Below are 25,777 nucleotides of genomic sequence, written 5' to 3'. Positions count from 1 at the left end.
ATATGGAATTGCTGGTTTATTTATACCCGCCGCATTAGCTACGACATTAACAATTTCAGAAGGTGGCTTTATTAAAGAGCATGCCGGTAACATCGATTTGAATTGGGTGGAATTATTGTTAAGTCCATATGCATGGGCAGTGGTATTTTTAGCAGTCATTTCGGTATTGTATATTTCTTCTGGATTCTTAACATTTTATGCTGCAAGAGCGCGAGATACTGAAGCATATCGTTTACTTAGATATTGGTTCTTATTCTGGGGACCGCCGATGATTGCGATTTCGATATTTGTATTCTTATCTTTAAGAGTGCATAATGAGACACACTTTATGAATGCAGTCACAAATTATTGGTGGATGTTCTTATTGAGCTTAATCTTCTTTATAGGTGCAATGATTTTAACATATCTAAAAAAAGGACACGGTGTAGCATTTATCTTTGTCATGTTGCAAATGGGATTCGCATTCTTTGGATACGGTGCAAGTAAATTGCCATATATATTAACCCCATATATTCATATTAAACATGGCGTGACTAATCCAAGTATGGCAATAACGTTAATCACTGCATTTATTTTTGCTTTACTTTTATTAATCCCATCGTTAATATTAATAATGAAATTATTTGTTTTTGACAAAGAATATGTCGAAGGCAAAAAATAACAGTTTTAATTAAAGAGGTGTAGGCAGTATTTGTTATCTAAGTTTTATAGTTAACAAACTGCTTATGGCCTCGATTTTTAAATTGGAGGACGCATATGGATAAAGAATATGTGGTAATTGGCTTAGGTCGATTCGGTGGCAGTATAGTTAGAGAATTAAATGCACTTGATATGGATGTAATGGCGATTGATTCAAATGAAGCACGTGTGAACGAATACAGTGACATTGCTACGCATGCTGTAGTTGCTGATACTACAGATGAAGCAGTAATGAAAAGCTTAGGTATAAGAAACTTTGATCATGTAATTGTCGCTATAGGTGAAAATATTCAATCTAGTACTTTGACGACATTGATCTTGAAAGAATTAGGTGTTAAAAAAGTAACAGCCAAAGCGCAAAATGATTATCATGCTAAAATTTTAAACAAAATTGGTGCTGATACGGTTGTACACCCAGAACGTGATATGGGTAGACGTATCGCACATAATGTTGCAAGTGCTAGTGTACTTGATTATTTAGAACTTGCTGATGAACATTCTATTGTTGAAATTAAAGCTAGTGAAAAGATGGCAGGGCAGACGATTATACAACTCGATATTCGTGCACAGTTTGGTATTAGTATCATTGCTATCAAAAGAGGTCGAGAAATTTTAGTATCTCCAGATCCGAATTTAAGTGTTGAAATAGGAGATATATTAATTATGATTGGCCATGATAACGATTTGAGTCGTTTTGAAAAGAAAGTCGTTCGTTAAAGTAATGTGATTCATACTAGAGGTAAGTGTTAATTTATGATATCAAAACGGACTAATCCATTAATGTGGATTGGTCCGTTTGTATATATAATAATTAAATATCTTTGAGGGTTAATTTGATGTAAAATGAATGGGTGTTTAATATTAGTATAAATGACTCGCTTTCCTAGGGGCCAGCTTCAGCCTGTAGTCTTCAGCTTGTCCTGTTCCCTCAGGAGTCTCGCCAAAATACTTCCACGAATAATGATGATTGTATATTATATAGTCATAGGATTTTTGAAATAAATATGTCTTTTTGTATTTATATATAAATCATCAATCCACAATACTCGTATGCTAGTGGGTGTTTAATATTAATATAAATGGCTTACTTTCCTAGGGGCCAGCTTCAGCCTGTAGTCTTCAGCTTGTCCTGACACTTGGCTTTATATGAATGAGATTTAAGATAGTACAATCAACTAACAATAATGAAAAAGACAGTATCTATTACAATGTAATAGATACTGTCTTTTATGTTCATCGAAACCATTTCGATGATACGTTTATTTTTCGTCCGTAGTTGCTGATTCTGTGTTTTGCTGTTTAGGCTTTCTAGGTGCTTTAGGTTTCTTTGGTGATTTAGCAACTTTTGTTGACTTAGCTTGTTGTTTCTCTGATTGATTATTATTTTTCTTAGTTGTATTTTGTTTGTTTGATTTATTTGCTTTTGCTTTTGGTTTACTTGGCGGTGGTGTTTGACCATCTTCGTTAACTTTCATGATAACAGGTAAAATCATTGGTTTACGTGCTGTTTTTTCATATAAGTAAGGTTGTAAAGTTTCGATAATTGAAGACTTGATTTGATGCCATTGTATTTCTGGGTTTTGGTTCAATTTTGAAATGACATCAGTTTTTATTCGACGTTGTGCATCATATATTAATTGACCTGATTCACGCATGTACACAAAACCACGTGAAATAATATCAGGACCTGAATGTAAAGTATTAGTGTTGAAATCGATGCTAACAACAACGATTACTAAACCTTCTTCAGATAATAATTTTCTATCTCTAATTACAACATTGCCGATATCACCAATACCGCTACCATCAACGAGTACATTTCCTGATGGAATACGTCCAGCTTTTCTTGCAGAATCTTTAGTTAGTGCTAATACATCACCAATTTCAAAGATAAATACATTGTCTGGATCTACACCACAATCAATACCAGTTTGACCATGCGCTTTTAGCATACGGTATTCACCATGAATAGGTAAGAAGAATTTTGGTCGAATTAATCGTAACATTAATTGTTGATCACCTTGTGAACCGTGACCTGAAGTATGAATATTCGACACTTTATGATGAATGACTTCTGCACCTGCACGGTATAATGCATTAATCGTACGGTTAATGCTCTTAGTGTTACCTGGGATAGGTGATGAACTGAAGACAACTGTATCATCTGGAATGATTTTAATTTGTTTGTGAGTGCCGTTTGCAATTCTTGATAAAGCTGCCATAGGTTCACCTTGAGAACCAGTACATAAAATTAATAATTCATGTTTAGGAATACTATTTATTTTATTAGGTTCAACAAATGTTTCTGGTGGTGCTTTAATATAGCCAAGTTCCATACCGATTTTAATGTTATTTTCCATTGAACGACCAAATGTAACAATTTTTCTATTATATTTAATTGCTGCTTCAACTGCTTGTTGAACGCGATAAATATTAGAAGCGAATGTTGCAAATATAATACGGCCTGAACAATTTCGGAAAATCTTTTCAACATTTTGGCCAACTTCACGTTCGCTTAACGTAAAGTCAGGTACTAATGAGTTTGTTGAATCGGATAATAAACACAGTACGCCTTCTTCACCAAGTCTTGCCATTTTTGCAATATTTGCTGGTTCTCCAACGGGAGTAAAGTCGAATTTAAAGTCACCTGTGTGAACAATATTACCTTCAGGCGTATTGACAATTACACCGTAAGCTTCTGGGATACTGTGCGTTGTTAAATAGAATGACACTTCAAAATGCTTTGATTTGATTACACTACTTTCATCGATTTCAATGAGCTCAGTAGTTCGTAATAAATGATGCTCTTCTAATTTGTTTCGGATTAAACCTAAGGCTAATGGGCCACCGTATATAGGTACATTGATTTGTTTAAGTAGGTAGGGCACACCACCTATATGATCTTCATGACCGTGAGTAATAAACAGACCGACAATTTTGTCTTGGTTCTGTTCTAAATAGGTAATATCAGGAATTACATAATCAATACCTAAAAGGTTATCATCTGGGAATTTAATACCAGCATCGATGATTACAATTTCATCTTGATATTCCACGGCATAAGTGTTTTTACCAATTTCACCTAGGCCTCCAAGCGCGTATACCGCAACTTCATTTTTATGAATTTGCTTCATTATTCAGCTTTCTCCACATTGAAATGATCTGATTGTTTTTCATACTCTAAATGTGCGCCCTCTAATTTTGTAATAAATTCAATATTATAATTACGTTCCTTTAAATATCTTCTTACTTGTTCTTCTGTTTCTGCTTCAACATAAATTGTTTGAGTTGATTCACGTACAATCACTTCGTCTTTGTTATGTTGATAAAATACTTTAAATACTGCCATTATATAGTTCCTCCTAAGATTCTAATTCTTGATTAAATGTTTTATAGTAAATAATCCCTTAATTTAGATGATGAAAACAAACTTTTGTATGAATAACATGAGAATTATCATGTACGGGGTAGTTTCATTGACTAAATATAAGTAAACCATGTGCAAATGGTTGCTAGATGATTTCGGATTATTTTAATTATCGTTCATTTTGAAAAATACAAATATATTTATATTTTCAGTTATATCTCATTTTACATGATGTAGTTGAATAAATAAAGCAGTTTTATCTTGTTGTAAGCTAATATAGTTATGGTTTGCCATATTATTTATGTGAAATTTAATGTTAGCTAGAGCAATGAAACCTTAAAATTTTCTGAAAATTTTAAATTAATTTACTAAAAGCTTGAGTAGGTTATAATTTTTATTTATGATAATAAAGTATAGATACATATTATAAGGAAAGTATAATTAGCAAATTGAGTTTGAAGAATAAGTGAAGGTGATTGGAATGGAACAAGTAACTAGAATAATTGAAGATGTGAAGAACGAGAAAAAAAGAACGGATAAAATTTTTGAAGGTATTACATTTGAAATTCGCGCTGAGCAAGTATTGATGTTTTTTAATTATAGTGAAATCGTTGATAATATTAGTGGTAATCAGTATTACGTGAAGCATAATCATGATCCTGAGTTTATTGATATTCAAGAGTTGAACCAATTGAAGGAAGGATTGCAAAAATTAGACATTCCGTTTAATGAACGTAGAGATGTTTTTATGTAATTGAAAGTGGCTTTAGTGATTATTAACTTGATTAAGTGGCTGGAACAGTGCATTGTTTCAACGTGTTGGTAATGTTAAGAGCAGGTTGCGTTAAACTGAATATGGATTATGATACTGTCAATTTACATTCGTTTGTCTAAATTGGCAGTATTTTCAGTTGTGAGAATATACATTTAACGTGCACGCTTTGTGTAAGCATAATTTCAAGATGACAATCTATAGTATTGTTAGTCAAATAGGATGTCGAACTGAAATGAATTTTAAAATAGCTATAATAAATTTAACTCACAGTTCATGCTTTTAAGGTTTGATAAAAGATTGTATTAAAATGGATAATTTATAAATCATTGGGTTATACGTTAAGACTTGGATGATGTATGAAATTCTATAATAATAGTAGAAAGTAGGTTTATATAAAATAATCTGTACATAAATTTTAAATAGAGTATTTTTGTGGAATGCCACAGAGTATGATGCCTGACAGTTTAAGGCGATGTTTGAGACATAGTCCTGGGAAGTGCATCAACAATGCAATTATTGTAAATAAAATAACCAGCAAATGATTATACTGTCATTTACTGGTTAATTAATGTGCTCGTGTCACGAATTATTAATTGGCAAAGGTGATAGAAGTTGGAAAAGTACGATAAATTATACTAACTTTAATCATCTTTATATAATGTAAAGCGTTTGTTTGATTCAAAATGAATTTAAGAAATTACTAACTTAACAATAATTTCAGTGCATCCAATCTATACTTCTACAGCATCTTGGTGTGGTTTGAGTGGATTATCGTTATCGATATAATCGTAAAACATCACGCCATTCAAATGATCAATCTCGTGTTGTAAGATAATAGCTGGATAACCTTTTAAACGCATTTGAACATCGTTACCATCTATGTCTTTTGCTTTAACTGTGATTCGGTTTTTACGATGAACTAGACCTGGAATATTTTCATCAACGCTTAAGCAACCCTCGCCTGTTGGTAGATATGCTTCTTGAATACTATGACTTGCAATTTTAGGATTTACTAACATAAGGTCATAGCTTCTGCCTTCTCCATCATCAGGTAAATATACAGCAATCATTCTTTTAGAAATATTGATTTGAGGTGCAGCTAAACCAACACCTGAGCGTAATCCATATTTATTAGCTGTCTCTTCGTCTTGACTATTTATTAAAAATTCTCGCATTTCTTTTAAAGTATTGCGATCTTCTTCAGATATAGGTAATTCAACTTCTTTAGCCTTTTCTCTAAGAGTAGGATGTCCATCTCTTATAATGTCTTTCATTGTTAACATTTGTTCTAACACCTTCCTTAATATAAAATATACCAAAGTTTAATAGTTAAAATACAGTGATAAATTTGAATTGTTATATAATATTATATAACATAACACTCACATAAAGGAGGATTTCAAACTATGAAATTTAAACACGGTGTTAGTGTATTACTTGCATCTACAATTTTAATGGCAGGTTGCACAACTGATAGAGGAGAAATAAAAAACTACAATAAACAAGTCGATAAAGCAAACGATGAGGAAAAAATTGTAAATTCTGTAGGTGAAAAAATAAATACACTTGAACAAGAAAAACAAAAATTAGTTAAAAGTGTTAGTGGTAAAAATCAAGAAAAAGTACAAAAAACTTCTGAGAAAATTGTCGATAATGTAAAAGAAAGAAAAGATGAATTTGAAAAAGAAGAAAAGGCATTTGATAAGTCGGAAGCGCAGTACAAAAAAGGTCAAAAGCATATAGATAATATTGAAAACAAGCAGAAACAAAAAATGGTTAAAAAATTAGACAAAGCACAGCTTGATAAATATAAAGCACATAAAAAATATGCCGATGCCTATGATGATGTATTAAAAAAAGAAAAAGCAATGTTTGAGTATACATCTGGCGATAATGTGGAACAATCACAAATAGATAAAAAATCCAAAGAAGTATCAGAATCATACAAAAAAATGAATGAAGCATTTAAAAAATATTCAGATACAGTGAAAAAAGTGAAAGATGAAAAGCAACAAGTAGACACGATAAGTTAAATGGGTGAGTTATATTTTGAAATTTTAAAATGACGCGATATACTATAGTTGTTGGATGCGCTTACATTTTGTAACTTGTAATGTATCAACATTGCGATAAATAGGACTAATACAGAGTTGTGCAAAAGAATGATACAGTTCTAAAACTGTACTCATTTTAAGTATTACAGAACTTTTTTAAAATATTTAACAGTGTAACAGTTTTGTGATACAATACTAGAGGATAAAATGAATTTCTATTATACGGGAAAGGTATGGTGAATTGAATGGCTCCGAAATTACAAGCCCAATTCGATGCAGAGAAAGTATTAAAAGATACTGAGTCTCAATTTGAAATGATCCAGATTTTGGATGAAGATGGTAATGTTGTTAATGAAGACTTATTACCGGATTTAACTGATGAACAACTCGTTGAACTAATGGAGAGAATGGTATGGACACGTATTCTTGACCAACGTTCTATCTCATTAAACAGACAAGGTAGACTAGGTTTCTATGCTCCAACAGCTGGACAAGAAGCTTCACAATTAGCTTCACAATACGCATTAGAGAAAGAAGACTTTATTTTACCAGGTTACCGTGATGTGCCTCAATTAATTTGGCATGGTTTACCTTTAACTGAAGCTTTCTTATTCTCAAGAGGTCACTTCAAAGGGAATAGAATGCCTGAAGGTGTGAATGCATTAAGTCCACAAATCATTATCGGTGCACAATATGTACAAACTGCTGGTGTTGCATTAGGTATGAAGAAACGTGGTAAACAAGCTGTAGCAATTACTTATACTGGTGACGGTGGTTCTTCACAAGGTGACTTCTATGAAGGTATTAACTTTGCGTCTGCTTACAAAGCACCAGCAATTTTTGTAATTCAAAATAATAACTATGCGATTTCAACACCACGTAGTAAACAAACTGCTGCTACAACATTAGCTCAAAAGGCTATCTCTGTTGGTATTCCAGGTTTACAAGTTGATGGTATGGATGCATTAGCTGTATATCAAGCAACTAAAGAAGCACGTGATCGTGCTGTTAATGGTGAAGGTCCTACATTGATTGAAACTATAACATACCGTTATGGTCCACATACAATGGCTGGAGATGACCCTACTAAATACAGAACTTCAGACGAAGATTCTGAATGGGAGAAAAAAGATCCATTAGTACGTTTCAGAAAATTCCTTGAAAATAAAGGATTATGGACTGAAGAAAAAGAAAATGAAGTCATCGAACGTGCAAAAGCAGAAATCAAAACTGCTATCAAAGAAGCAGATAACACTGAAAAACAAACTGTTACTGACTTAATGGAAATTATGTACGATGAAATGCCTCAACATTTACAAGAGCAATATGAAATCTATAAAGAGAAGGAGTCGAAGTAACCAATGGCACAAATGACAATGGTTCAAGCAATTAACAACGCGCTTAAAACTGAATTACAAAACGATGAAAATGTTTTACTTTTCGGTGAAGACGTGGGTGTTAATGGTGGTGTTTTCCGTGTAACTGAAGGCTTACAAAAAGAATTCGGTGAAGATCGTGTATTCGATACACCATTAGCAGAATCTGGTATCGGTGGTTTAGCCCTAGGTTTAACAACTGAAGGTTACCGTCCAGTAATGGAAATCCAATTCTTAGGATTCGTATTTGAAGTATTCGACTCTGTTGCAGGTCAAATTGCACGTACACGTTTCCGTTCAGGTAACTCAAAACAAGCACCAGTAACAATCCGCGCTCCTTTTGGTGGTGGTGTGCATACACCTGAATTACACGCTGATAACTTAGAGGGTATCTTAGCACAGTCTCCAGGTTTACACGTTGTAATTCCATCAAATCCATATGACGCAAAAGGATTATTAATTTCTGCAATCAGAAGTAATGACCCAGTCGTGTATTTAGAGCACATGAAATTATACCGTTCTTTCCGTGAAGAAGTTCCAGAAGAAGAGTATACAATTGAAATTGGTAAAGCAAGTGTGAAACAAGAAGGTACAGATATTACACTTATCGCTTACGGTGCTATGGTTCAAGAATCACTAAAAGCTGCTGAAGAACTTGAAAAAGACGGTTATTCAGTAGAAGTTATCGATTTAAGAACTGTTCAACCAATCGATATCGAAACATTAGTAGCATCAGTTGAAAAAACTGGTCGCGTTGTAATCGTTCAAGAGGCTCAACGTCAAGCTGGTGTTGGTGCTACTGTTGCATCTGAACTTGCTGAGCGTGCTATTCTTTCATTAGAAGCACCAATCGCACGTGTTGCAGCAGCTGACACTGTATATCCATTTACACAAGCTGAAAATGTTTGGTTACCAAACAAAAATGATATCGTTGAAAAAGCAAAAGAAACATTAGAATTTTAATTATAACCTTGAAGAAGTGGGATTTTAGCTATTGCTAAATCCTACTTCATTTCAAGTTTATATAAAAAACAGCATGAGGTTTTGACATATATGTCTTTCGCTCATTTTCTTATTTTGACTTAATATGATTTTTTAGGAGGAAATAACGTGGCATTTGAATTTAAATTACCAGATATTGGTGAAGGTATCCACGAAGGTGAAATTGTAAAGTGGTTTGTAAAAGCTGGAGATCAGATTGAAGAAGACGATGTATTAGCTGAAGTCCAAAATGACAAATCAGTTGTAGAAATTCCATCTCCTGTTTCAGGTACAGTCGAAGAAGTACTTGTAGAGGAAGGTACAGTAGCAGTTGTTGGTGATACAATTGTTAAAATTGATGCACCTGATGCAGAAGATATGCAATTTAAAGGTAGCGATAGTGATGAATCTGCAAGTGAAGAAGCACCAGCTGCTGAAGAAACTGCTAAAGAAGAAGCACCAGTTGCTACTGACGATGCAGACGTAGATGAAAGCAAACGTGTTAAAGCGATGCCTTCAGTTCGTAAATACGCTCGTGACAACGGTGTAAACATCAAAGCTGTAGCTGCTACAGGTAAAAACGGACGTACTACTAAAGAAGACGTTGATGCTTACTTAAATGGTGGACAAGCAACAGCTTCAAATGAAAGTGCAGCAGCACCTCAAGCTGAAGAAACTGCAAGTGCTACACAATCAGCACCAGTTGCTACTGAAGGCGAATTCCCAGAAACAACTGAAAAAATCCCAGCAATGCGTAAAGCAATTGCTAAAGCAATGGTTAACTCTAAACACACTGCACCTCATGTAACATTAATGGATGAAATTGATGTTCAAGAGTTATGGGATCACCGTAAGAAATTTAAAGAAGTTGCAGCAGAACAAGGTACTAAATTAACTTTCTTACCTTATGTTGTAAAAGCTTTAGTTTCTGCACTTAAAAAATACCCAGCACTTAACACTTCATTCAATGAAGAAGCTGGCGAAATTGTACACAAACATTACTGGAATATTGGTATCGCAGCTGATACTGATAGAGGTTTATTAGTACCTGTTGTTAAGAATGCTGACCGTAAGTCAATGTTCGCAATTTCAGATGAAATTAATGAATTAGCTGTTAAAGCACGTGATGGTAAATTAACTTCTGATGAAATGAAAGGTGCAACATGTACAATCAGTAACATTGGTTCAGCAGGTGGACAATGGTTCACACCAGTTATCAACCATCCTGAAGTAGCTATTTTAGGTATTGGTCGTATTGCTCAAAAACCAATCGTTAAAGATGGTGAAATTGTAGCAGCACCAGTATTATCATTATCATTAAGCTTTGACCACAGACAAATTGATGGTGCAACTGGACAAAATGCTATGAACCATATCAAACGTTTATTAAATAATCCAGAATTATTATTAATGGAGGGGTAAAACATGGTAGTTGGAGATTTCCCAATTGAAACAGATACTATTGTAGTTGGAGCAGGACCAGGAGGTTACGTTGCAGCAATTCGTGCAGCGCAATTAGGTCAAAAAGTAACAATCGTTGAAAAAGGCGAATTAGGTGGCGTATGTCTAAACGTTGGATGTATTCCTTCTAAAGCTTTATTACACGCTTCACATCGTTATGATGAAACAAAACATTCAGAAAATTTAGGGGTAATTGCTGAAAGTGTTTCTTTAAAATTTGATAAAGTTCAAGAATTTAAGCAATCAGTAGTTAAAAAATTAACTGGTGGCGTTGAAGGTTTATTAAAAGGTAATAAAGTTGAAATCGTTAAAGGTGAAGCTTATTTTGTTGATAACAACAGTTTACGTGTTATGGACGAAAAAAGTGCGCAAACTTATAACTTTAAAAACGCGATTATTGCAACTGGTTCTAGACCAATTGAAATCCCTAACTTCAAATTTGGTAACCGCGTTATCGACTCAACTGGCGCATTAAATTTACAAGAAGTTCCTGGTAAATTAGTCGTTGTTGGTGGCGGTTATATCGGTTCTGAATTAGGTACTGCATTTGCTAACTTCGGTTCTGAAGTTACGATTTTAGAAGGTGCAAAAGATATCCTTGGCGGATTCGAAAAGCAAATGACTCAACCTGTTAAAAAAGGTATGAAAGAAAAAGGCGTTGAAATCGTAACTGAAGCTATGGCAAAATCAGCTGAAGAAACTGATAATGGCGTTAAAGTAACATACGAAGTTAAAGGCGAAGAACAAACAATTGATGCAGATTACGTATTAGTAACTGTAGGTCGTCGTCCAAATACAGATGAATTAGGCTTAGAAGAACTTGGTCTTAAATTCGCTGATCGTGGTTTATTAGAAGTAGATAAACAAAGCCGTACTTCTGCTGACAATATTTATGCTATTGGTGATATCGTACCTGGTTTACCATTAGCACACAAAGCAAGCTATGAAGCTAAAGTTGCAGCTGAAGCTATCGCTGGAGAAGCTTCAGAAGTAGACTACATCGGTATGCCTGCTGTATGTTTCACTGAGCCAGAACTTGCACAAGTGGGTTACACTGAAGCTCAAGCTAAAGAAGAAGGTTTAGAAGTAAAAGCTTCTAAATTCCCATACGCAGCTAACGGTCGTGCATTATCATTAGATGATACAACTGGTTTCGTTAAATTGTTAACATTAAAAGAAGATAACACATTAGTTGGTGCTCAAGTTGTTGGTACTGGTGCTTCTGATATTATCTCTGAATTAGGTTTAGCAATTGAAGCTGGTATGAATGCTGAAGACTTAGCGTTAACTGTACATGCTCACCCTACATTAGGTGAAATGTCTATGGAAGCAGCTGAAAAAGCTATTGGATTCCCAATCCACACTATGTAATATAGTAATTGTGCTATAACACAATTTATGAATAATGGCCACTGGTGCAAACTAGTGGCTATTTTTTTAATTTAAAAATATATTTAGGTTAATAAGTATATATTGTCAGGTTGAATGGAGGATTAATAGTATGGAATATCAATATCCTATAGATTTAGATTGGTCTAATGATGAAATGATGGATGTCGTTTCTTTTTTTAACGCAATTGAAGCATATTACGAAACAAAAGTTGAAGGAACTCAGCTCATAGATAAATATAAGAAATTTAAAAATGTTGTGCCAGGTAAAGCTGAAGAAAAACAAATATTCAAAGAATTCGAAAAAAATAGTGGCTATAATAGCTATAAAGCAGTGAAAGCAGTGCAAAGTTCACCAGAACAAAAATATTTTAGTGTAAATGATAAATAACTATTGTCATGATGGCTATATTCTGATATTTTTATTAAGCATTAAACAAAATGTTTGATAATAGTAAACAGAATATAGCATTTTTTAATTTCTATTTTAAAAAGTTGGAAATTCAGAGTGCAATGAGAAAGATTGAAAAATAGGTGACGCTATGGAAATAGGTAAAAAATTAAAAGATTTAAGACGTATTAAAAATTTAACACAAGAAGAATTGGCAGAACGCACGGATTTGTCTAAGGGCTATATATCTCAAATTGAAAGTGGTCATGCTTCACCTAGTATGGAAACATTTCTAAATGTGCTTGAGGTATTAGGAACTAATCCGGGAGATTTTTTTCAAACTAAAGTGGAAGAAAAAGTGCTATATAAGCAAGCTGAGCAAAAAACTTATGATGAATATGATAAAGGTTACTTATTAACATGGCCTGTAACAAGATCAAATGAGTTTGAAATGGAGCCATTATTGTTAACATTGAAAGGTAAAAGTGCTTATAAAAACTTTAAGCCATCCCCGTCAGATACTTTTATTTATTGTCTAGAAGGTGAAATTTCATTGATGCTTGGTGATAAAGCGTATCATGCGAGTCAAGGAGATGCTTTATATTTCAAGGCAAATCAAATACATAAACTATTTAATCCATCGACATCACAAGCTCGAGTTATGGTAGTTGCTACTGCATCTTATTTATAGGAGGATAAAAATTATGAAACCAATATTATCATTTAAATCAGTTAGCAAATCGTTTGATGGGTCAACTGTTTTAGACAACATAGATTTAGATATCGAATCGGGTCATTTTTACACATTATTAGGACCTTCTGGATGTGGAAAAACAACAATCTTAAAGTTGGTTGCTGGATTTGAACAAACAGATCATGGTGAAATTGTTTACAAAGACCAAGTGATAAATGATTTACCAGCAAATAAAAGAAAAGTAAATACAGTATTCCAGGACTATGCTTTGTTTCCGCATTTAAATGTGTATGATAATATCGCATTTGGATTAAAATTAAAGAAATTAAATAAACGAACAATAAAGCAAAAGGTTAAAGAAGCCTTAGCATTAGTGAAATTATCTGGTTATGAGACTCGCTCAATTGATGAGATGAGTGGTGGACAAAAGCAGCGTGTAGCTATTGCACGTGCAATTGTTAATGAACCAGAAATTTTACTTTTGGACGAATCGTTATCGGCACTAGATTTGAAATTGAGAACAGAGATGCAGTATGAATTACGTGAAATACAGTCCAGATTAGGTATTACGTTTATTTTTGTAACGCACGACCAAGAAGAAGCTTTAGCGTTAAGCGATTATATCTTTGTTATGAAAGATGGTAAGATACAACAATTTGGTACGCCAACTGATATTTATGATGAGCCTGTAAATCGATTTGTTGCAGATTTTATTGGTGAGTCAAATATTGTACAAGGACAAATGGTCAAAGACTATGTTGTTAATATTTACGGTCAAGACTTTGATTGTGTTGATATGGGAATTGAAGAAGGGACTCATGTTGAAGTTGTTATTAGACCTGAAGATATTTCACTTATAGCAGCAGAACAAGGTTTGTTTGAAGTCACGGTAGATACAATGTTATTTAGAGGCGTCCATTATGAAATAAACTGTATTGATCGTAAAGGTTATGAATGGATGATACATTCCACTAAAAAGGCTGAAATTGGAAGTAAAGTAGGACTATATTTTGATCCAGAAGCAATACATATTATGGTGCCTGGTGAAACAGAAGAGGAATTTGATAAGCGTATTGAGAGTTATGAGGAGCATGAAAATGAAGCAAATTAATAAATTTTTATTTGTACCATATATTTTATGGATGATACTGTTTATTATTGTGCCAGTATTGCTGTTGATTTATTTTTCATTTTTTGATTTACAAGGTCATTTTAGCTTTGAAAATTATAAAAAAATATTTTCAGCAACTTACTTTAAAATGATATGGGATTCTATTTTATATGCTCTAGCAATTACGATAATCACATTACTAATCAGTTATCCTGCGGCATATTTTATTCGTGCTTCGAAACACCAAAGTTTATGGTTAATAATTCTTATTATACCAACGTGGATTAATTTACTGCTAAAGACCTATGCATTTATTGGTATATTCAGTCATGATGGTATTATCAATCAAGTGTTGACTATGCTACATTTACCAAAAGCTGATTTGTTATTTACGACACCTGCTTTTTTAATTGTTGCTAGTTATATTTATATTCCATTCATGATTTTACCAATTTTCAACAGTATGAAAGATATTCCTAATAACGTACTACAAGCATCTACAGACCTGGGAGCAAATGCATTTACCACATTGAGAAAGGTCATTATTCCATTAACAAAACAAGGTGTACTTACAGGAATACAAGTTACATTTATTCCGGCATTATCATTGTTTATGATTACTAGACTGATTGCAGGTAATAAAGTGATTAATATAGGTACGGCGATAGAAGAACAATTCTTAGTGATTCAAAACTATGGACTGGGCTCTACAATAGCATTATGTCTAATTGTCTTTATGGCTATTGTACTTATCATTACAAATACTAAATCTACGAATGGAAAAGGGTGAATCACATGAAATGGTATGGTAAATTATATATCTTTATGTTAACTGCGTTGTTATATATTCCGATACTATTTTTGATGGTTTATTCATTTAATGCTGCAGGTAATATGATACACTTTGAAGGTTTCACGCTGGATCATTATCGTGATTTATTTCAAGATGATCGGTTGATGGCAGTCATTTTTAATACAATTGCAGTTGCTTTGTTAGCAGCTTCAATTGCTACTGTTATCGGTACGATGGGTGCAATTGCACTGTATCATTTAAAAAATAAGAAAATACGTGTATCATTACTTACTTTGAATAATGTATTAATGGTTTCTTCTGATGTAGTGATTGGTGCTTCATTTTTAATCATGTTTACAGCAATTGGACATTTCACAGGATTAGGGTTAGGATTTACAACGGTCTTAATCTCACATATTGCCTTTTGTATCCCAATTGTGGTTATTATCGTATTACCTAAATTATATGAAATGAATCATCATACTCTAGATGCTGCAAGAGATTTAGGAGCAAGTGAATTTCAAATTATGAATAAAGTCATGTTGCCACAATTATTCCCAGCAATTATTGGAGGATTCTTTATGGCACTAACTTATTCATTGGATGATTTTACTGTCAGTTTCTTTGTTACTGGTAATGGTTTCAGCGTCTTATCTGTTGAGGTTTATGCTATGGCGCGTAAAGGTATTAGTATGGAAATTAATGCAATATCTACGATTCTATTTGTGGTTATTTTGTTAGGTGTCTTAGGCTATTACTTAATACAGAATCTCATCAAACATAGAGGTCAAATGAAGCGAGGTATTGAACGATGAAACGATTTTTACAACTAATACTTGTTTCTATCTTGATTGGTTTGATTTGTTTATTTATCAGTCATAAGTATACTGCTAAAGAACATACTAAGAGCGGTGAGAAAATTTATGTTTATAATTGGGGAGAATATATTGACCCAAGTTTAATCAAAAAGTTTCAAAAAGAAACCGGCATTGAAGTAGTATATGAGACATTTGATTCGAATGAAGCTATGGAAGCTAAAATCCGTAACGGTGGTACACATTATGATGTGGCCTTTCCGAGTGATTACACGGTAGAAAAGATGAAAAGTGAGCATCTTTTATTACCTTTAAATCATAAAAAGATACCTAATATTAAAAATTTAGATTCTGATTATATGAATATGCCATATGATAGAGGCAATAAATATTCAATGCCATACTTTTTTGGTACGGTAGGTATTTTATATAATAAGAAAGCTTACCCGAATGCATCATTCGACTCTTGGCAAAGCTTATATAACAAACAATATAAGAATGATATATTACTTGTTGATGGAGCTAGAGAAATTATAGGATTATCACTCAACAAATTAGGATATAGTTTAAATGACACGAATAACACACATCTAAGAGAAGCGGAAAGCAATTTGACGAAACTCGGTCCTAATGTTAAAGGTGTGGTAGGTGATGAAGTTACGATGATGCTAGAACAGCACGAAGCTAATATTGCTGTTGTATGGAGTGGTGTGGCAGCACCAATTGTACAAGAAAATGATGATTTTGATTACGTCGTACCAAAAGAAGGATCAAATTTATGGTTCGATAATATGGTTATTCCTAAAACTGCTCAAAACAAAGCAGGGGCATATAAATTCATGAATTTTTTATTGGATGAACGTAATAACAAACAAAATACAGAATGGGTTGGATATGCAACGCCGAATAAAGCAGCGAGAGCTTCGTTACCAGCTGAAATCAAGCATGATAACCGTTTCTATCCTTCTCAACAAACACAGTCTAAATTGGAAGTTTATAAAGATTTAGGAAAAGAAGCATTAAGTGAATACAATGAAAGATTTTTAAATTTTAAAATGTCCTTAAAATAGATTGTAGATAGTAGTTATTTTAGGATTAATTAGATATAATTATTTGACAAGCATTATAAGGAGTTGTGATTACATGTCAGGAGATCAATATACTCAAGTTAGGCGACCTGTGAGTCGTATAGCTGAAAAAGTATTGGGATGGTTAAGTTGGATATTTTTACTATTATTAACCATCATTACGATGTTTATCGCACTAGTTTCATTTAGCAGTGATACATCGATTCAAAGGTTAGAGACATCTTTAAATGGCAATGATTTTATTCAACAAATACTCGCGAATAATAGTCTAAATACAACTCAATTTGTAATATGGCTACAAAATGGTATTTGGGCAGTAATTGTTTATTTCATTATTTGTTTATTAGTGTCATTTTTGGCCTTAATTTCTATGAATATTAGAATATTATCTGGAATTTTATTTTTAGTTGCGTCTGTAATAACGTTACCTTTAGTATTACTATTTGTACCACTCATTATACCGATTCTATTCTTTATCACAGCAATCATGATGTTTGCGAGAAAGGATAAAGTTGAAACTGTACCTGGTTATTATGCAGATGAACCATATGATGCATATGAGCGTTACGAACGTCCTGAACGTCAAAAAAATGAAGGTCATTATAGTGAGCCGGTAGAACCTGTAAGAGAGGAACCGCAATCTAACACAGGAACTACTCAAGAGCAACAAGGTTCAGCAGATAATCAACTACGTCGTGGTGGATACTCTTCTGATGTGGCACAAAAGGTAAATGCTTCAAATGGCGATTCAGAAGAAGAGCCAGCAGTGTTATCTAGACAAGCCAAGTATAATTATAAAAATAAAAAACAACAAGACGATTTTGGTGATGTCAGTAGCGTTTATGATGAAGAGGGCAATGCTGTAAATGATAATACTGCGCATAAAGAAGAAGATGAAATGACGCGTGAACAACAAGAAGCATTGGAAAGAGAAAGACAACAACGTGAGGCTGAAGAGGCTCAACGCAGACAAGCTGAATATGAAGAACAACAACGCTTGAAATACGAAGAAGCACAACGTAAAGAAAGAGAAAAACAAGAACGTGCAGAAGAAAAAGCACGCATAAAGCAAGAAAAGAAAGAACGAAAACAACGTGAAAAAGAACGACGTAAACAAATGCCAAGTGCAGCCAACCAACGTCGAATGAATTTTGAAGAACGTAAAAAAATGACGTCACATGATGAGAAACAACAAAAGGCTGAACGTTCAGTAGAAGATGGTTCTCAATCGCAAGATAAGGAAAAATAACTAAAAATGTTTCAGTAAGTATTTAAATTTCTGAACTATGGAGAAAGGCAATTTCTATTAATATAATATAGAAATTGCCTTTTTATTATGGAATAAAGCATACGCTATGCGTGTGCCTTAATATTGTATATATTAAAATAGATGCGTTACAAGTCTTATGTTTAAGTTTCATAACGCTAACAAACATTGATATAAAAAATCCCTCCAAATATTCATTGGAATTTTTGGGGGATTTCTAGTATATATAATCTAAGTGTTAGTTATAATTCTTGGAAAGTTTGAACAATAAGATAAATATTTAAAATACTTAATATTGTTATAAGTATCCATGAGATTACATTGATCCAAGTTTTATTTTTAAATTGACCCATTAATCCATAATTGTTTGTTGCAAGTTGTAATGGTATCAGTGAAAATGGTAAGGCTATACTTAAAAATACTTGAGAAAAGACGAGCAATTGTTCCATTTTTGCTTCATTGCTATTGAAAATGATTAAACAGAAAATAATAGGAAGTATTGCTAGTAATCTAGTGATTAAACGTCTCAACCAATTTGGTATTTTTAAATTAATAAAACCTTCCATGACTATTTGTCCAGCCATAGTACCAGTTATTGTAGAATTTTGACCAGAAGCTAACAAGGCAACAGCAAATAAAGTACTCATTATTGCTCCAAGAGATGCGCCTAAAATTGGTTGATGGTGTAATGCAGTGTATAAATCATAAAAGCCACCCAGTTTTTCAGTATTCACACCATAGAAAAGTGCCGCCCCTAAGATAAGTAATAGACAATTTATTACAAATGCAATCGATAATTGTATATTGGAATCCAAAATAGCATATTTGATAGCTTGCGCTTTTGATTTCATATCATGTCTATCATACATTCTAGTTTGTACGATAGATGAATGTAGATATAGATTATGGGGCATAATTGTTGCGCCGATGATACCTAATGCAATAAATAAGGCACTATTATCAGTTATAATTTTACTATGAGGAACAAATCCATTTAACATACTCGTAACATCTGGCGAAGCAATAAAGACTTCAAATATAAAAATAACCAGTACAGTAAAAATTAATGTACCGACAATCGCTTCAATTTTTCTAAATCCAAAACGCATAATAAATAACAGTAAAAAGACATCTAACACAGTGATTAAAGCACCTACAAGTAAAGGAATATCAAACAGTAAGTCGAGTGCAATTGCACTTCCAATAACTTCTGCAATATCCGTCGCAATAATAGCGAGTTCTGCTATTATCCAAAATATAAAGGACATGGGTTTATTGAGGTAGTGCTTTGTAGCTTGGGCTAAATCCATACCTGTTGCTATTCCTAATCTCACAGTCATACTTTGTAATAACATAGCTGATAAACTTGAAAGTAAAATCACGAATAGCAAAATGTATCCGAATTGTGCGCCACCTTGCATAGATGTAATCCAATTCCCAGGATCCATATAGCCAACAGCAACTAATAGTCCCGGTCCTAAATATGACAATAGCTTTTGACTGAACTTACCGTCTGAAACAACAGTAACTGTATTGTTTATTTCGTCCATACTTTTTTGTTGTGTATCATTTTGTTGAGACATATTGCCTCACCTCCAATATAAAACTTAATAATCATCAGATTAACCCAAAAAAAATATTAGGTCAACCTAAAATATTTGGAAATTGTTTGAATTGTACTATATTGAACGCTTAAAATTAATAGTTGACTTGAATGTTTAAACTTATGAAAATTTGCTATGATAGAAGAAAAGCATTGAGAGGAGGAGTAAGATGAATAGAAAAGCAGAAAAGATACTATCTTGGATTGCCAATGCTTTAAGTATTGTATATTTATTGTTTATCGTACTATGTTTGTTCATGATTAATGTACCTGATTTTAAAGAAATCTTTAATCAAATGAATCAACAACAAGGATTAGAGATGTCATTAGGTACGTTCAAAGCCTCATTGACTTTATTGACAATTTATTTGTTAGTTTCATTGCTATTAGGTGTAATTGGTACATTTTTAATTAAGAAAAATAGAGTTTTAGCTGCATGTTTATTAATTGTAGCAGCATTGACAGCTATTTTTTCAAGTAACTTGATTGCATTAATTTTATGGTTAATTGCAGGTATCATGTTATTCGCTAGAAGACCAAACAACAAGACCACAAATAACAATCATGGTGAAACATTCAACAATAATGATAAGCAACATAATAGAAATAGCAACAATAATACCTTTGATGAGGAAACACAACAACGTAAAAGAAAAAAAGATGACGATCCATACATTTATTAGTAGTAGTTACAGCAAAGTATAAAAAATGCCGGGCCATATGAAGAGGCTCGGCATTTTTAATTCATGGCTTTTATATAGAGAGATAATTTGAATTATCTATAGAAAGTAAGTAGTTGTTCAAATGTTTCTTCTAAATAGCTTAAAAAGGCTTTGTCAGATTTTAATTCTGCTGCTTGTGGTGTTAAAGTACGAGCAATAAAGAATTCACCTTTTTTAACTTTTTTAACGCGATCAATTGCTTTATGTAGTTCGTCGTCAGACATATCTTTAATATATGTCTTTGTTTGATTCATATGGTCTAAACTTACGCTATAATCTGTAGGTAATTGTTTAATTGTATCAAATTTATCTTCGAAGACTTCTACACGTTGGGCTTTATCTTTAGCTTCGTGCATTACACCATACATTACAAATAATTGGTCTTCAAATAAGCCAATTTGAAAATGTGGTAACATTTTATAGCCTCGGTTATTCGTAGCAAAGGCAACCCATGTATCTTTTGGTGGATTAACACTTCGACGTGCGTGTTTAGCAACATGAGGATAGAATTGCTCGCCAGTAGTTGTCTCTAAGTATTGTGCGAAGTACTCTCCAAGTGCATTGAGCTGTGGACGAACATGTTCGTCGAGTGCTTGCATACGTGCATCTAAACCATCTACTTGGAATGATTTAAAATCCTTAGGTTTAAAAGTATATTTTGTCATATTAACCTCCTGTACAACTTCATAGTTTGGTTGTATTGTAGCACATTATTTAAGAACATACATTTGGTTTGTTTCAAAGTTAAACAATGTAAACACGCGTGTGAAGGGATAATAAATAGGGTATAACAAAATTATTAGCGATATTGGATGTAAATTACAAATGTGACTTATACATATAATGAAGAAAATAGATAAAAATACGTCCGTTACCTTTTTATGTAATAAGTAATGTATAATAGAAGTGTTAAGGAGCTGAGACTATGACAGTTTATGAATTTGCAAAAGGTCTGATTTTAGAAGCGGGCAATAATGTTAAAAAAATTATGAAACAAGACATAGAAATTGAAACGAAATCAAATCCTAATGATTTAGTTACTAATGTAGATAAAGCAACTGAATTATTTATATATGATACAATAAAAAAGACATATCCTGAACACAAAGTGATAGGTGAAGAAGGTCATGGACATGAATTAACTGATACACAAGGTATTATCTGGGTGGTTGATCCAATCGATGGTACCCTGAATTTTGTACATCAAAAGGAGAACTTTGCAATATCTATAGGCATTTATTCTGATGGCAAACCATATGCAGGTTTTGTCTTTGACGTGATGAATGATGTATTGTATCACGCTAAAGTAGGTGAAGGTGCATTTGAAAATGAAACGCCGCTTGCACCTATAGAATCAACAACATTAAAGAAAAGTATTATCGGTATAAATCCCAATTGGTTAACAAAGCCGAAATTAGAAGATGTATTTAAGCCAATTGTTGATGAAGCAAGAAGTGCAAGAGCATATGGCTCGGCAGCATTAGAAATTATTCATGTTGCAACAGGAAGGTTGGCAGCATATATAACACCTAGGTTACAACCTTGGGATTTTGCAGGTGGTTTAATTATATTAAATGAAGTAGAAGGTGTTGGTACTGATTTACAAGGACAACCATTATCCTTATTCAGAGCCAACTCAATTGTTATGGCAAATCCTCAACTTCACGAAGAACTTGTATATCATCACTTTCCTCAAAATAAAGAGATTATAGAGTTGATTCAACAACGTTTAACAGGTCATAAGTGAGTGTATTTATAAAAGAACAAAGCCCTTAAATGAAATTGATGTTTCATTTAAGGGCTTTGTTAATTATAATTTGAAGCTTATGTTTTTTCTTAGGTGTTTGAATGGTTATCTTTGTCATACAAGTTAATTTTTAAAGTGAATTACAGCCAATCATTTTCACGATATTTCTTTTTTAACGTGAAACCGTAACCAAATGTTGCAATGAATAATATAAGTGTTAAAATCATCAGTGGAACATTTGTAGCTGCTAGACTAAAGCTAAATAAAAGCAAGAATACAATCGCTACGACAGCGAGTACCCAAAATATTGCTTTAGATTTTTTTTGTTGCATCCCAACCACACCTTTATAGTTTTCTTTAACCAATTATATGATATAATAAAAAAGTTGCAAAGAAAAGTGGGAATTTACTCGAGAAAGGAAATTGTAATATGACTAATTTAAGAGAAGATGTTCGTAACATAGCAATCATCGCTCACGTTGACCATGGTAAAACAACACTAGTTGATGAATTATTAAAACAATCAGGTATCTTTCGTGAAAATGAGCATGTAGATGAAAGAGCAATGGATTCAAACGATTTAGAAAGAGAACGTGGTATAACTATTCTTGCGAAAAATACAGCAGTAGATTATAAAGGGACAAGAATTAATATCCTAGATACACCAGGACACGCAGACTTCGGTGGCGAAGTTGAACGTATTATGAAAATGGTTGATGGGGTTGTATTAGTTGTTGACGCTTACGAAGGTACAATGCCTCAAACACGTTTTGTATTGAAAAAAGCTTTAGAACAAAATCTAAAACCAGTAGTAGTAGTCAATAAGATTGATAAACCAGAAGCAAGACCTGAAGGTGTTGTGGATGAAGTATTAGACTTATTTATCGAATTAGAAGCTTCAGACGAACAATTAGATTTCCCAGTTGTATATGCTTCTGCAGTTAATGGTACTGCAAGTTTAGATGCTGAAAAGCAAGATGAAAACATGCAATCATTGTATGAAACTATTATCGACTATGTACCAGCACCTGTAGATAATAAAGACGAACCTTTACAATTCCAAGTTGCATTATTAGATTATAATGATTATGTTGGACGTATTGGTGTAGGTCGTGTATTCCGTGGAACAATGCGTGTAGGAGATAGTGTATCTCTATTAAAATTAGACGGTTCAGTTAAAAACTTCCGTGTTACAAAAATCTTTGGTTACTTCGGTTTGAAACGTGAAGAAATTAAAGAAGCACAAGCTGGTGATTTAATCGCAGTTTCAGGAATGGAAGATATTAACGTAGGTGAAACTGTAACACCGCACGATCACCAAGAAGCGTTACCTGTCCTTAGAATTGATGAGCCTACTTTAGAAATGACGTTTAAAGTTAATAACTCACCATTTGCAGGTCGTGAAGGTGACTTCGTAACTGCACGTCAAATTCAAGAAAGATTAGATCAACAATTAGAAACAGATGTTTCATTAAAAGTTACTCCAACAAACTCTCCAGATACGTGGATTGTTGCTGGTCGTGGTGAATTACACTTATCAATCTTAATTGAAAATATGCGTCGTGAAGGGTTTGAACTACAAGTTTCTAAACCTCAAGTTATTATTAGAGAAATTGATGGCGTTCAATGTGAACCTTTTGAACGTGTACAATGTGAAGTACCACAAGAATATACAGGTGCAGTTATTGAATCATTAGGCCAACGTAAAGGTGAAATGTTGGATATGGTTACTACAGATAATGGTTTAACGCGAATTATCTTTATGGTACCTGCTCGTGGATTAATTGGTTATACAACAGAATTCATGTCACAAACACGTGGATATGGAATTATTAACCATACATTTGAAGAATTTAGACCACGTGTTAAAGGTAGAATAGGTGGACGTAGAAATGGTGCATTAGTATCAATGGATCAAGGCCAAGCTAGTTCATATGCCATTATGGGACTTGAAGATCGCGGTACAAACTTTATGGAACCAGGTACAGAAGTATATGAAGGTATGATTGTTGGTGAACATAACCGCGAAAATGATTTAACTGTAAATATTACAAAAGAAAAGCATCAAACTAACGTTCGTTCGGCTACAAAAGATCAAACAGTTACAATGAAACGTCCAAGAGTATTAACACTTGAAGAAGCTTTACAATTTATTAATGATGATGAATTAGTTGAAGTTACGCCAGAAAGTATTCGTATTAGAAAAACAATCTTAGAAAAGTCAGCACGTGAAAAAGAATCTAAACGTTTAAAACAAATGATGCAAGAAGAAGAATAAATGAAGTTTTCATCTCTTAAATGTAAATATAATCGCTCATTAGATTATTCACTACAATTGGAGTTACGGATATAAATCATTGAAAAATGCCAATCCAAAAGATTAAATTTTAATCTTTTGGGTTGGCATTCTTTATTTTAATATTTCGTATAAATATAGCGAACATAGCTAGAATGCTTAGAGTAGAGACATCACCTCATAACCTTGATACATACCTTACATCTTCTTAATTTAAAAAAAATACTTAATTTAAAATTAGGTAAAGAATACAAAAAAGGACAGTGTATTTTTAATAAACAATAAAAATTTATCCACGTTTTATACTGCACCATGCATATAACATAACAGTTTTAAATTTCATCATTCATTAAATTGATAAATCGACTAGTACCTTATTATAAAAAAAGAGTCATATATTAGTTAATGTGCATAGCATGAATTATCACATGAATAGGCTAACTACATTACTAACATATAACTCGGATTTTGTGATGACTACTCTTTAGCTAAATGATTAAATGTATAGGTTTGGTTGCGTTGTTTAGGTGTGTCTAATCTACTTTTACATTCGTCACACATAAAGGTATGCATTGGATCATTTCTCAATCTCTTTGCTTCTAGTGTGTTTTCATCTATAAAAACCTTCGTATCACAAATGATACATTGAACTTGTTTCAAATTTAAATCACCTCAATATGGGTAACATGCTCGAATTGATAATCGTAACCTTGATCTGGAATATATACAAAGCTATCAACAGCATTATCATCATATAAACGTTTTCCATCCTTTGAAAATTGGAAGAATAAATATGGTAATAAATCAATTGGTACATCAATCGATTGGTCGCTATTAGAAAGACGAATGAGTTGTGCACCTTCTTGAATTTCTGCATTTTTGAAAAATGGTGTCATATTAATGACAAATGAACCTTCAAGAACTGCTCTTTTTTTATATTTAATCTCAGAGTTCAGTGTCGGTGGATTGGTTTGACCTTCTAATATTGCACGATTCCATTCTCTATTGTCTTCAAAAGCGATGGGTTTGGTACCATCAAAAACGCCATTTTCCAAGTCTTCGATTTGTACCTTACGGTCGTCAAAGATCCAAGTTGTACTATCTAATGTGATTTGAAAATTTACTGCTCCCTTAATTTGAATCATAAT

26 protein-coding genes are annotated in these 25,777 nt (G+C 33.1%); 18 read left to right on the top strand and 8 right to left on the bottom strand.

The window, feature by feature from the left end; translation table 11 throughout:
- A partial coding sequence (locus SH09_RS07485; RefSeq protein ID WP_042739003.1) for a cytochrome d ubiquinol oxidase subunit II occupies positions 1 to 661 on the top strand: 661 nt, incomplete at its 5' end.
- A gap of 95 nt (positions 662 to 756) precedes the next feature.
- Positions 757 to 1,416 (top strand): potassium channel family protein, encoded by a 660-nt coding sequence (locus SH09_RS07480; protein ID WP_042739002.1) that lies wholly within the window; start codon positions 757 to 759, stop codon positions 1,414 to 1,416.
- Between the two features lie 542 nt (positions 1,417 to 1,958).
- Here the strand turns inward: SH09_RS07480 and rnjA are convergent.
- Positions 1,959 to 3,833, bottom strand: coding sequence for a ribonuclease J1 (rnjA, locus tag SH09_RS07475; protein WP_042739001.1), 1,875 nt, complete (start codon positions 3,831 to 3,833; stop codon positions 1,959 to 1,961).
- A complete protein-coding gene (locus tag SH09_RS07470; RefSeq protein WP_042739000.1) occupies positions 3,833 to 4,048 on the bottom strand; it encodes a DNA-dependent RNA polymerase subunit epsilon in 216 nt (71 codons plus the stop codon). The genes rnjA and SH09_RS07470 overlap by 1 nt, the downstream gene beginning before the upstream one ends.
- Positions 4,049 to 4,547: 499 nt before the next feature.
- Here SH09_RS07470 and SH09_RS07465 point away from each other — a divergent pair, with 499 nt between their 5' ends.
- Positions 4,548 to 4,820: a hypothetical protein gene (locus SH09_RS07465; RefSeq protein ID WP_042738999.1), complete on the top strand. Its 273-nt coding sequence runs from the start codon at positions 4,548 to 4,550 to the stop codon at positions 4,818 to 4,820.
- A gap of 752 nt (positions 4,821 to 5,572) precedes the next feature.
- On the opposite strand, the gene def is transcribed toward SH09_RS07465, so the two are convergent.
- The gene (def, locus tag SH09_RS07460; RefSeq protein ID WP_042738998.1) at positions 5,573 to 6,124 is read right to left on the bottom strand and encodes a peptide deformylase; all 552 of its coding nucleotides are present in this window, start codon (positions 6,122 to 6,124) and stop codon (positions 5,573 to 5,575) included.
- 123 nt (positions 6,125 to 6,247) lie between these two features.
- Here def and SH09_RS07455 point away from each other — a divergent pair, with 123 nt between their 5' ends.
- The 12 genes from SH09_RS07455 to auxB all read left to right on the top strand — a co-directional run bounded on the left by SH09_RS07455 (position 6,248) and on the right by auxB (position 18,243).
- Positions 6,248 to 6,874, top strand: a complete 627-nt coding sequence (locus SH09_RS07455) for a YkyA family protein (protein ID WP_042738997.1) — start codon at positions 6,248 to 6,250, stop codon at positions 6,872 to 6,874.
- Positions 6,875 to 7,140: 266 nt separating this feature from the next.
- Positions 7,141 to 8,253, top strand: a complete 1,113-nt coding sequence (gene pdhA / locus SH09_RS07450) for a pyruvate dehydrogenase (acetyl-transferring) E1 component subunit alpha (protein WP_042738996.1) — start codon at positions 7,141 to 7,143, stop codon at positions 8,251 to 8,253.
- A 3-nt stretch (positions 8,254 to 8,256) separates the two neighbouring features.
- The gene (locus SH09_RS07445) at positions 8,257 to 9,234 is read left to right on the top strand and encodes an alpha-ketoacid dehydrogenase subunit beta (RefSeq protein ID WP_042738995.1); all 978 of its coding nucleotides are present in this window, start codon (positions 8,257 to 8,259) and stop codon (positions 9,232 to 9,234) included.
- A 147-nt stretch (positions 9,235 to 9,381) separates the two neighbouring features.
- Positions 9,382 to 10,674: a dihydrolipoamide acetyltransferase family protein gene (locus SH09_RS07440; protein WP_042738994.1), complete on the top strand. Its 1,293-nt coding sequence runs from the start codon at positions 9,382 to 9,384 to the stop codon at positions 10,672 to 10,674.
- Positions 10,675 to 10,677: 3 nt separating this feature from the next.
- Entirely contained in the window at positions 10,678 to 12,084 is a 1,407-nt protein-coding gene (lpdA, locus tag SH09_RS07435; protein WP_042738993.1) for a dihydrolipoyl dehydrogenase, read from the top strand.
- Between the two features lie 130 nt (positions 12,085 to 12,214).
- Positions 12,215 to 12,493 carry a UPF0223 family protein gene (locus SH09_RS07430; protein WP_042738992.1) on the top strand — a complete coding sequence of 93 codons (279 nt, stop codon included), beginning with the start codon at positions 12,215 to 12,217 and terminating at the stop codon, positions 12,491 to 12,493.
- A 151-nt stretch (positions 12,494 to 12,644) separates the two neighbouring features.
- Positions 12,645 to 13,184 (top strand): helix-turn-helix domain-containing protein, encoded by a 540-nt coding sequence (locus SH09_RS07425; protein WP_042738991.1) that lies wholly within the window; start codon positions 12,645 to 12,647, stop codon positions 13,182 to 13,184.
- A 13-nt stretch (positions 13,185 to 13,197) separates the two neighbouring features.
- Positions 13,198 to 14,298 (top strand): ABC transporter ATP-binding protein, encoded by a 1,101-nt coding sequence (locus SH09_RS07420; RefSeq protein WP_042738990.1) that lies wholly within the window; start codon positions 13,198 to 13,200, stop codon positions 14,296 to 14,298.
- A complete protein-coding gene (locus tag SH09_RS07415) occupies positions 14,285 to 15,088 on the top strand; it encodes an ABC transporter permease (RefSeq protein WP_042738989.1) in 804 nt (267 codons plus the stop codon). The genes SH09_RS07420 and SH09_RS07415 overlap by 14 nt, the downstream gene beginning before the upstream one ends.
- 5 nt (positions 15,089 to 15,093) lie before the next feature.
- The gene (locus SH09_RS07410; RefSeq protein ID WP_042738988.1) at positions 15,094 to 15,906 is read left to right on the top strand and encodes an ABC transporter permease; all 813 of its coding nucleotides are present in this window, start codon (positions 15,094 to 15,096) and stop codon (positions 15,904 to 15,906) included.
- Positions 15,903 to 16,976, top strand: coding sequence for an ABC transporter substrate-binding protein (locus tag SH09_RS07405; protein ID WP_042738987.1), 1,074 nt, complete (start codon positions 15,903 to 15,905; stop codon positions 16,974 to 16,976). Before SH09_RS07410 ends, SH09_RS07405 begins: the two co-directional genes overlap by 4 nt.
- A gap of 73 nt (positions 16,977 to 17,049) precedes the next feature.
- Complete coding sequence (gene auxB / locus SH09_RS07400; protein ID WP_042738986.1) at positions 17,050 to 18,243, top strand: lipoteichoic acid stability factor AuxB; 1,194 nt, start codon at positions 17,050 to 17,052, stop codon at positions 18,241 to 18,243.
- A gap of 260 nt (positions 18,244 to 18,503) precedes the next feature.
- On the opposite strand, the gene SH09_RS07395 is transcribed toward auxB, so the two are convergent.
- On the bottom strand, positions 18,504 to 19,844 hold the full coding sequence (locus SH09_RS07395) for an Nramp family divalent metal transporter (RefSeq protein WP_042738985.1): 1,341 nt from the start codon (positions 19,842 to 19,844) through the stop codon (positions 18,504 to 18,506).
- Between the two features lie 190 nt (positions 19,845 to 20,034).
- Here SH09_RS07395 and SH09_RS07390 point away from each other — a divergent pair, with 190 nt between their 5' ends.
- Positions 20,035 to 20,547 (top strand): DUF4064 domain-containing protein, encoded by a 513-nt coding sequence (locus SH09_RS07390; RefSeq protein ID WP_042738984.1) that lies wholly within the window; start codon positions 20,035 to 20,037, stop codon positions 20,545 to 20,547.
- Between the two features lie 92 nt (positions 20,548 to 20,639).
- Here the strand turns inward: SH09_RS07390 and SH09_RS07385 are convergent, their stop codons facing one another.
- The gene (locus SH09_RS07385; RefSeq protein WP_042738983.1) at positions 20,640 to 21,251 is read right to left on the bottom strand and encodes a YktB family protein; all 612 of its coding nucleotides are present in this window, start codon (positions 21,249 to 21,251) and stop codon (positions 20,640 to 20,642) included.
- 260 nt (positions 21,252 to 21,511) lie between these two features.
- Between SH09_RS07385 and SH09_RS07380 the strand changes: the two genes are divergently transcribed.
- Positions 21,512 to 22,333: an inositol monophosphatase family protein gene (locus tag SH09_RS07380; protein WP_042738982.1), complete on the top strand. Its 822-nt coding sequence runs from the start codon at positions 21,512 to 21,514 to the stop codon at positions 22,331 to 22,333.
- 140 nt (positions 22,334 to 22,473) lie between these two features.
- On the opposite strand, the gene SH09_RS07375 is transcribed toward SH09_RS07380, so the two are convergent.
- Positions 22,474 to 22,665: a DUF5325 family protein gene (locus SH09_RS07375; protein ID WP_042738981.1), complete on the bottom strand. Its 192-nt coding sequence runs from the start codon at positions 22,663 to 22,665 to the stop codon at positions 22,474 to 22,476.
- Between the two features lie 98 nt (positions 22,666 to 22,763).
- Here SH09_RS07375 and typA point away from each other — a divergent pair, with 98 nt between their 5' ends.
- A complete protein-coding gene (gene typA / locus SH09_RS07370; protein WP_042738980.1) occupies positions 22,764 to 24,611 on the top strand; it encodes a translational GTPase TypA in 1,848 nt (615 codons plus the stop codon).
- Positions 24,612 to 25,106: 495 nt separating this feature from the next.
- On the opposite strand, the gene SH09_RS07365 is transcribed toward typA, so the two are convergent.
- Both SH09_RS07365 and SH09_RS07360 read right to left on the bottom strand, forming a co-directional pair.
- Positions 25,107 to 25,289, bottom strand: a complete 183-nt coding sequence (locus tag SH09_RS07365; RefSeq protein WP_042738979.1) for a YlaI family protein — start codon at positions 25,287 to 25,289, stop codon at positions 25,107 to 25,109.
- Between the two features lie 2 nt (positions 25,290 to 25,291).
- Positions 25,292 to 25,774, bottom strand: a complete 483-nt coding sequence (locus tag SH09_RS07360; RefSeq protein WP_042738978.1) for a hypothetical protein — start codon at positions 25,772 to 25,774, stop codon at positions 25,292 to 25,294.
- Positions 25,775 to 25,777: the final 3 nt, after the last annotated feature.

It is taken from the genome of Staphylococcus gallinarum, assembly GCF_000875895.1.
GTDB classification, from domain to species: Bacteria; Bacillota; Bacilli; order Staphylococcales; family Staphylococcaceae; genus Staphylococcus; species Staphylococcus gallinarum.
The sequence above is the reverse complement of the archived record's forward strand: the minus strand, read 5'-3'. Positions and strand labels throughout refer to the sequence as shown.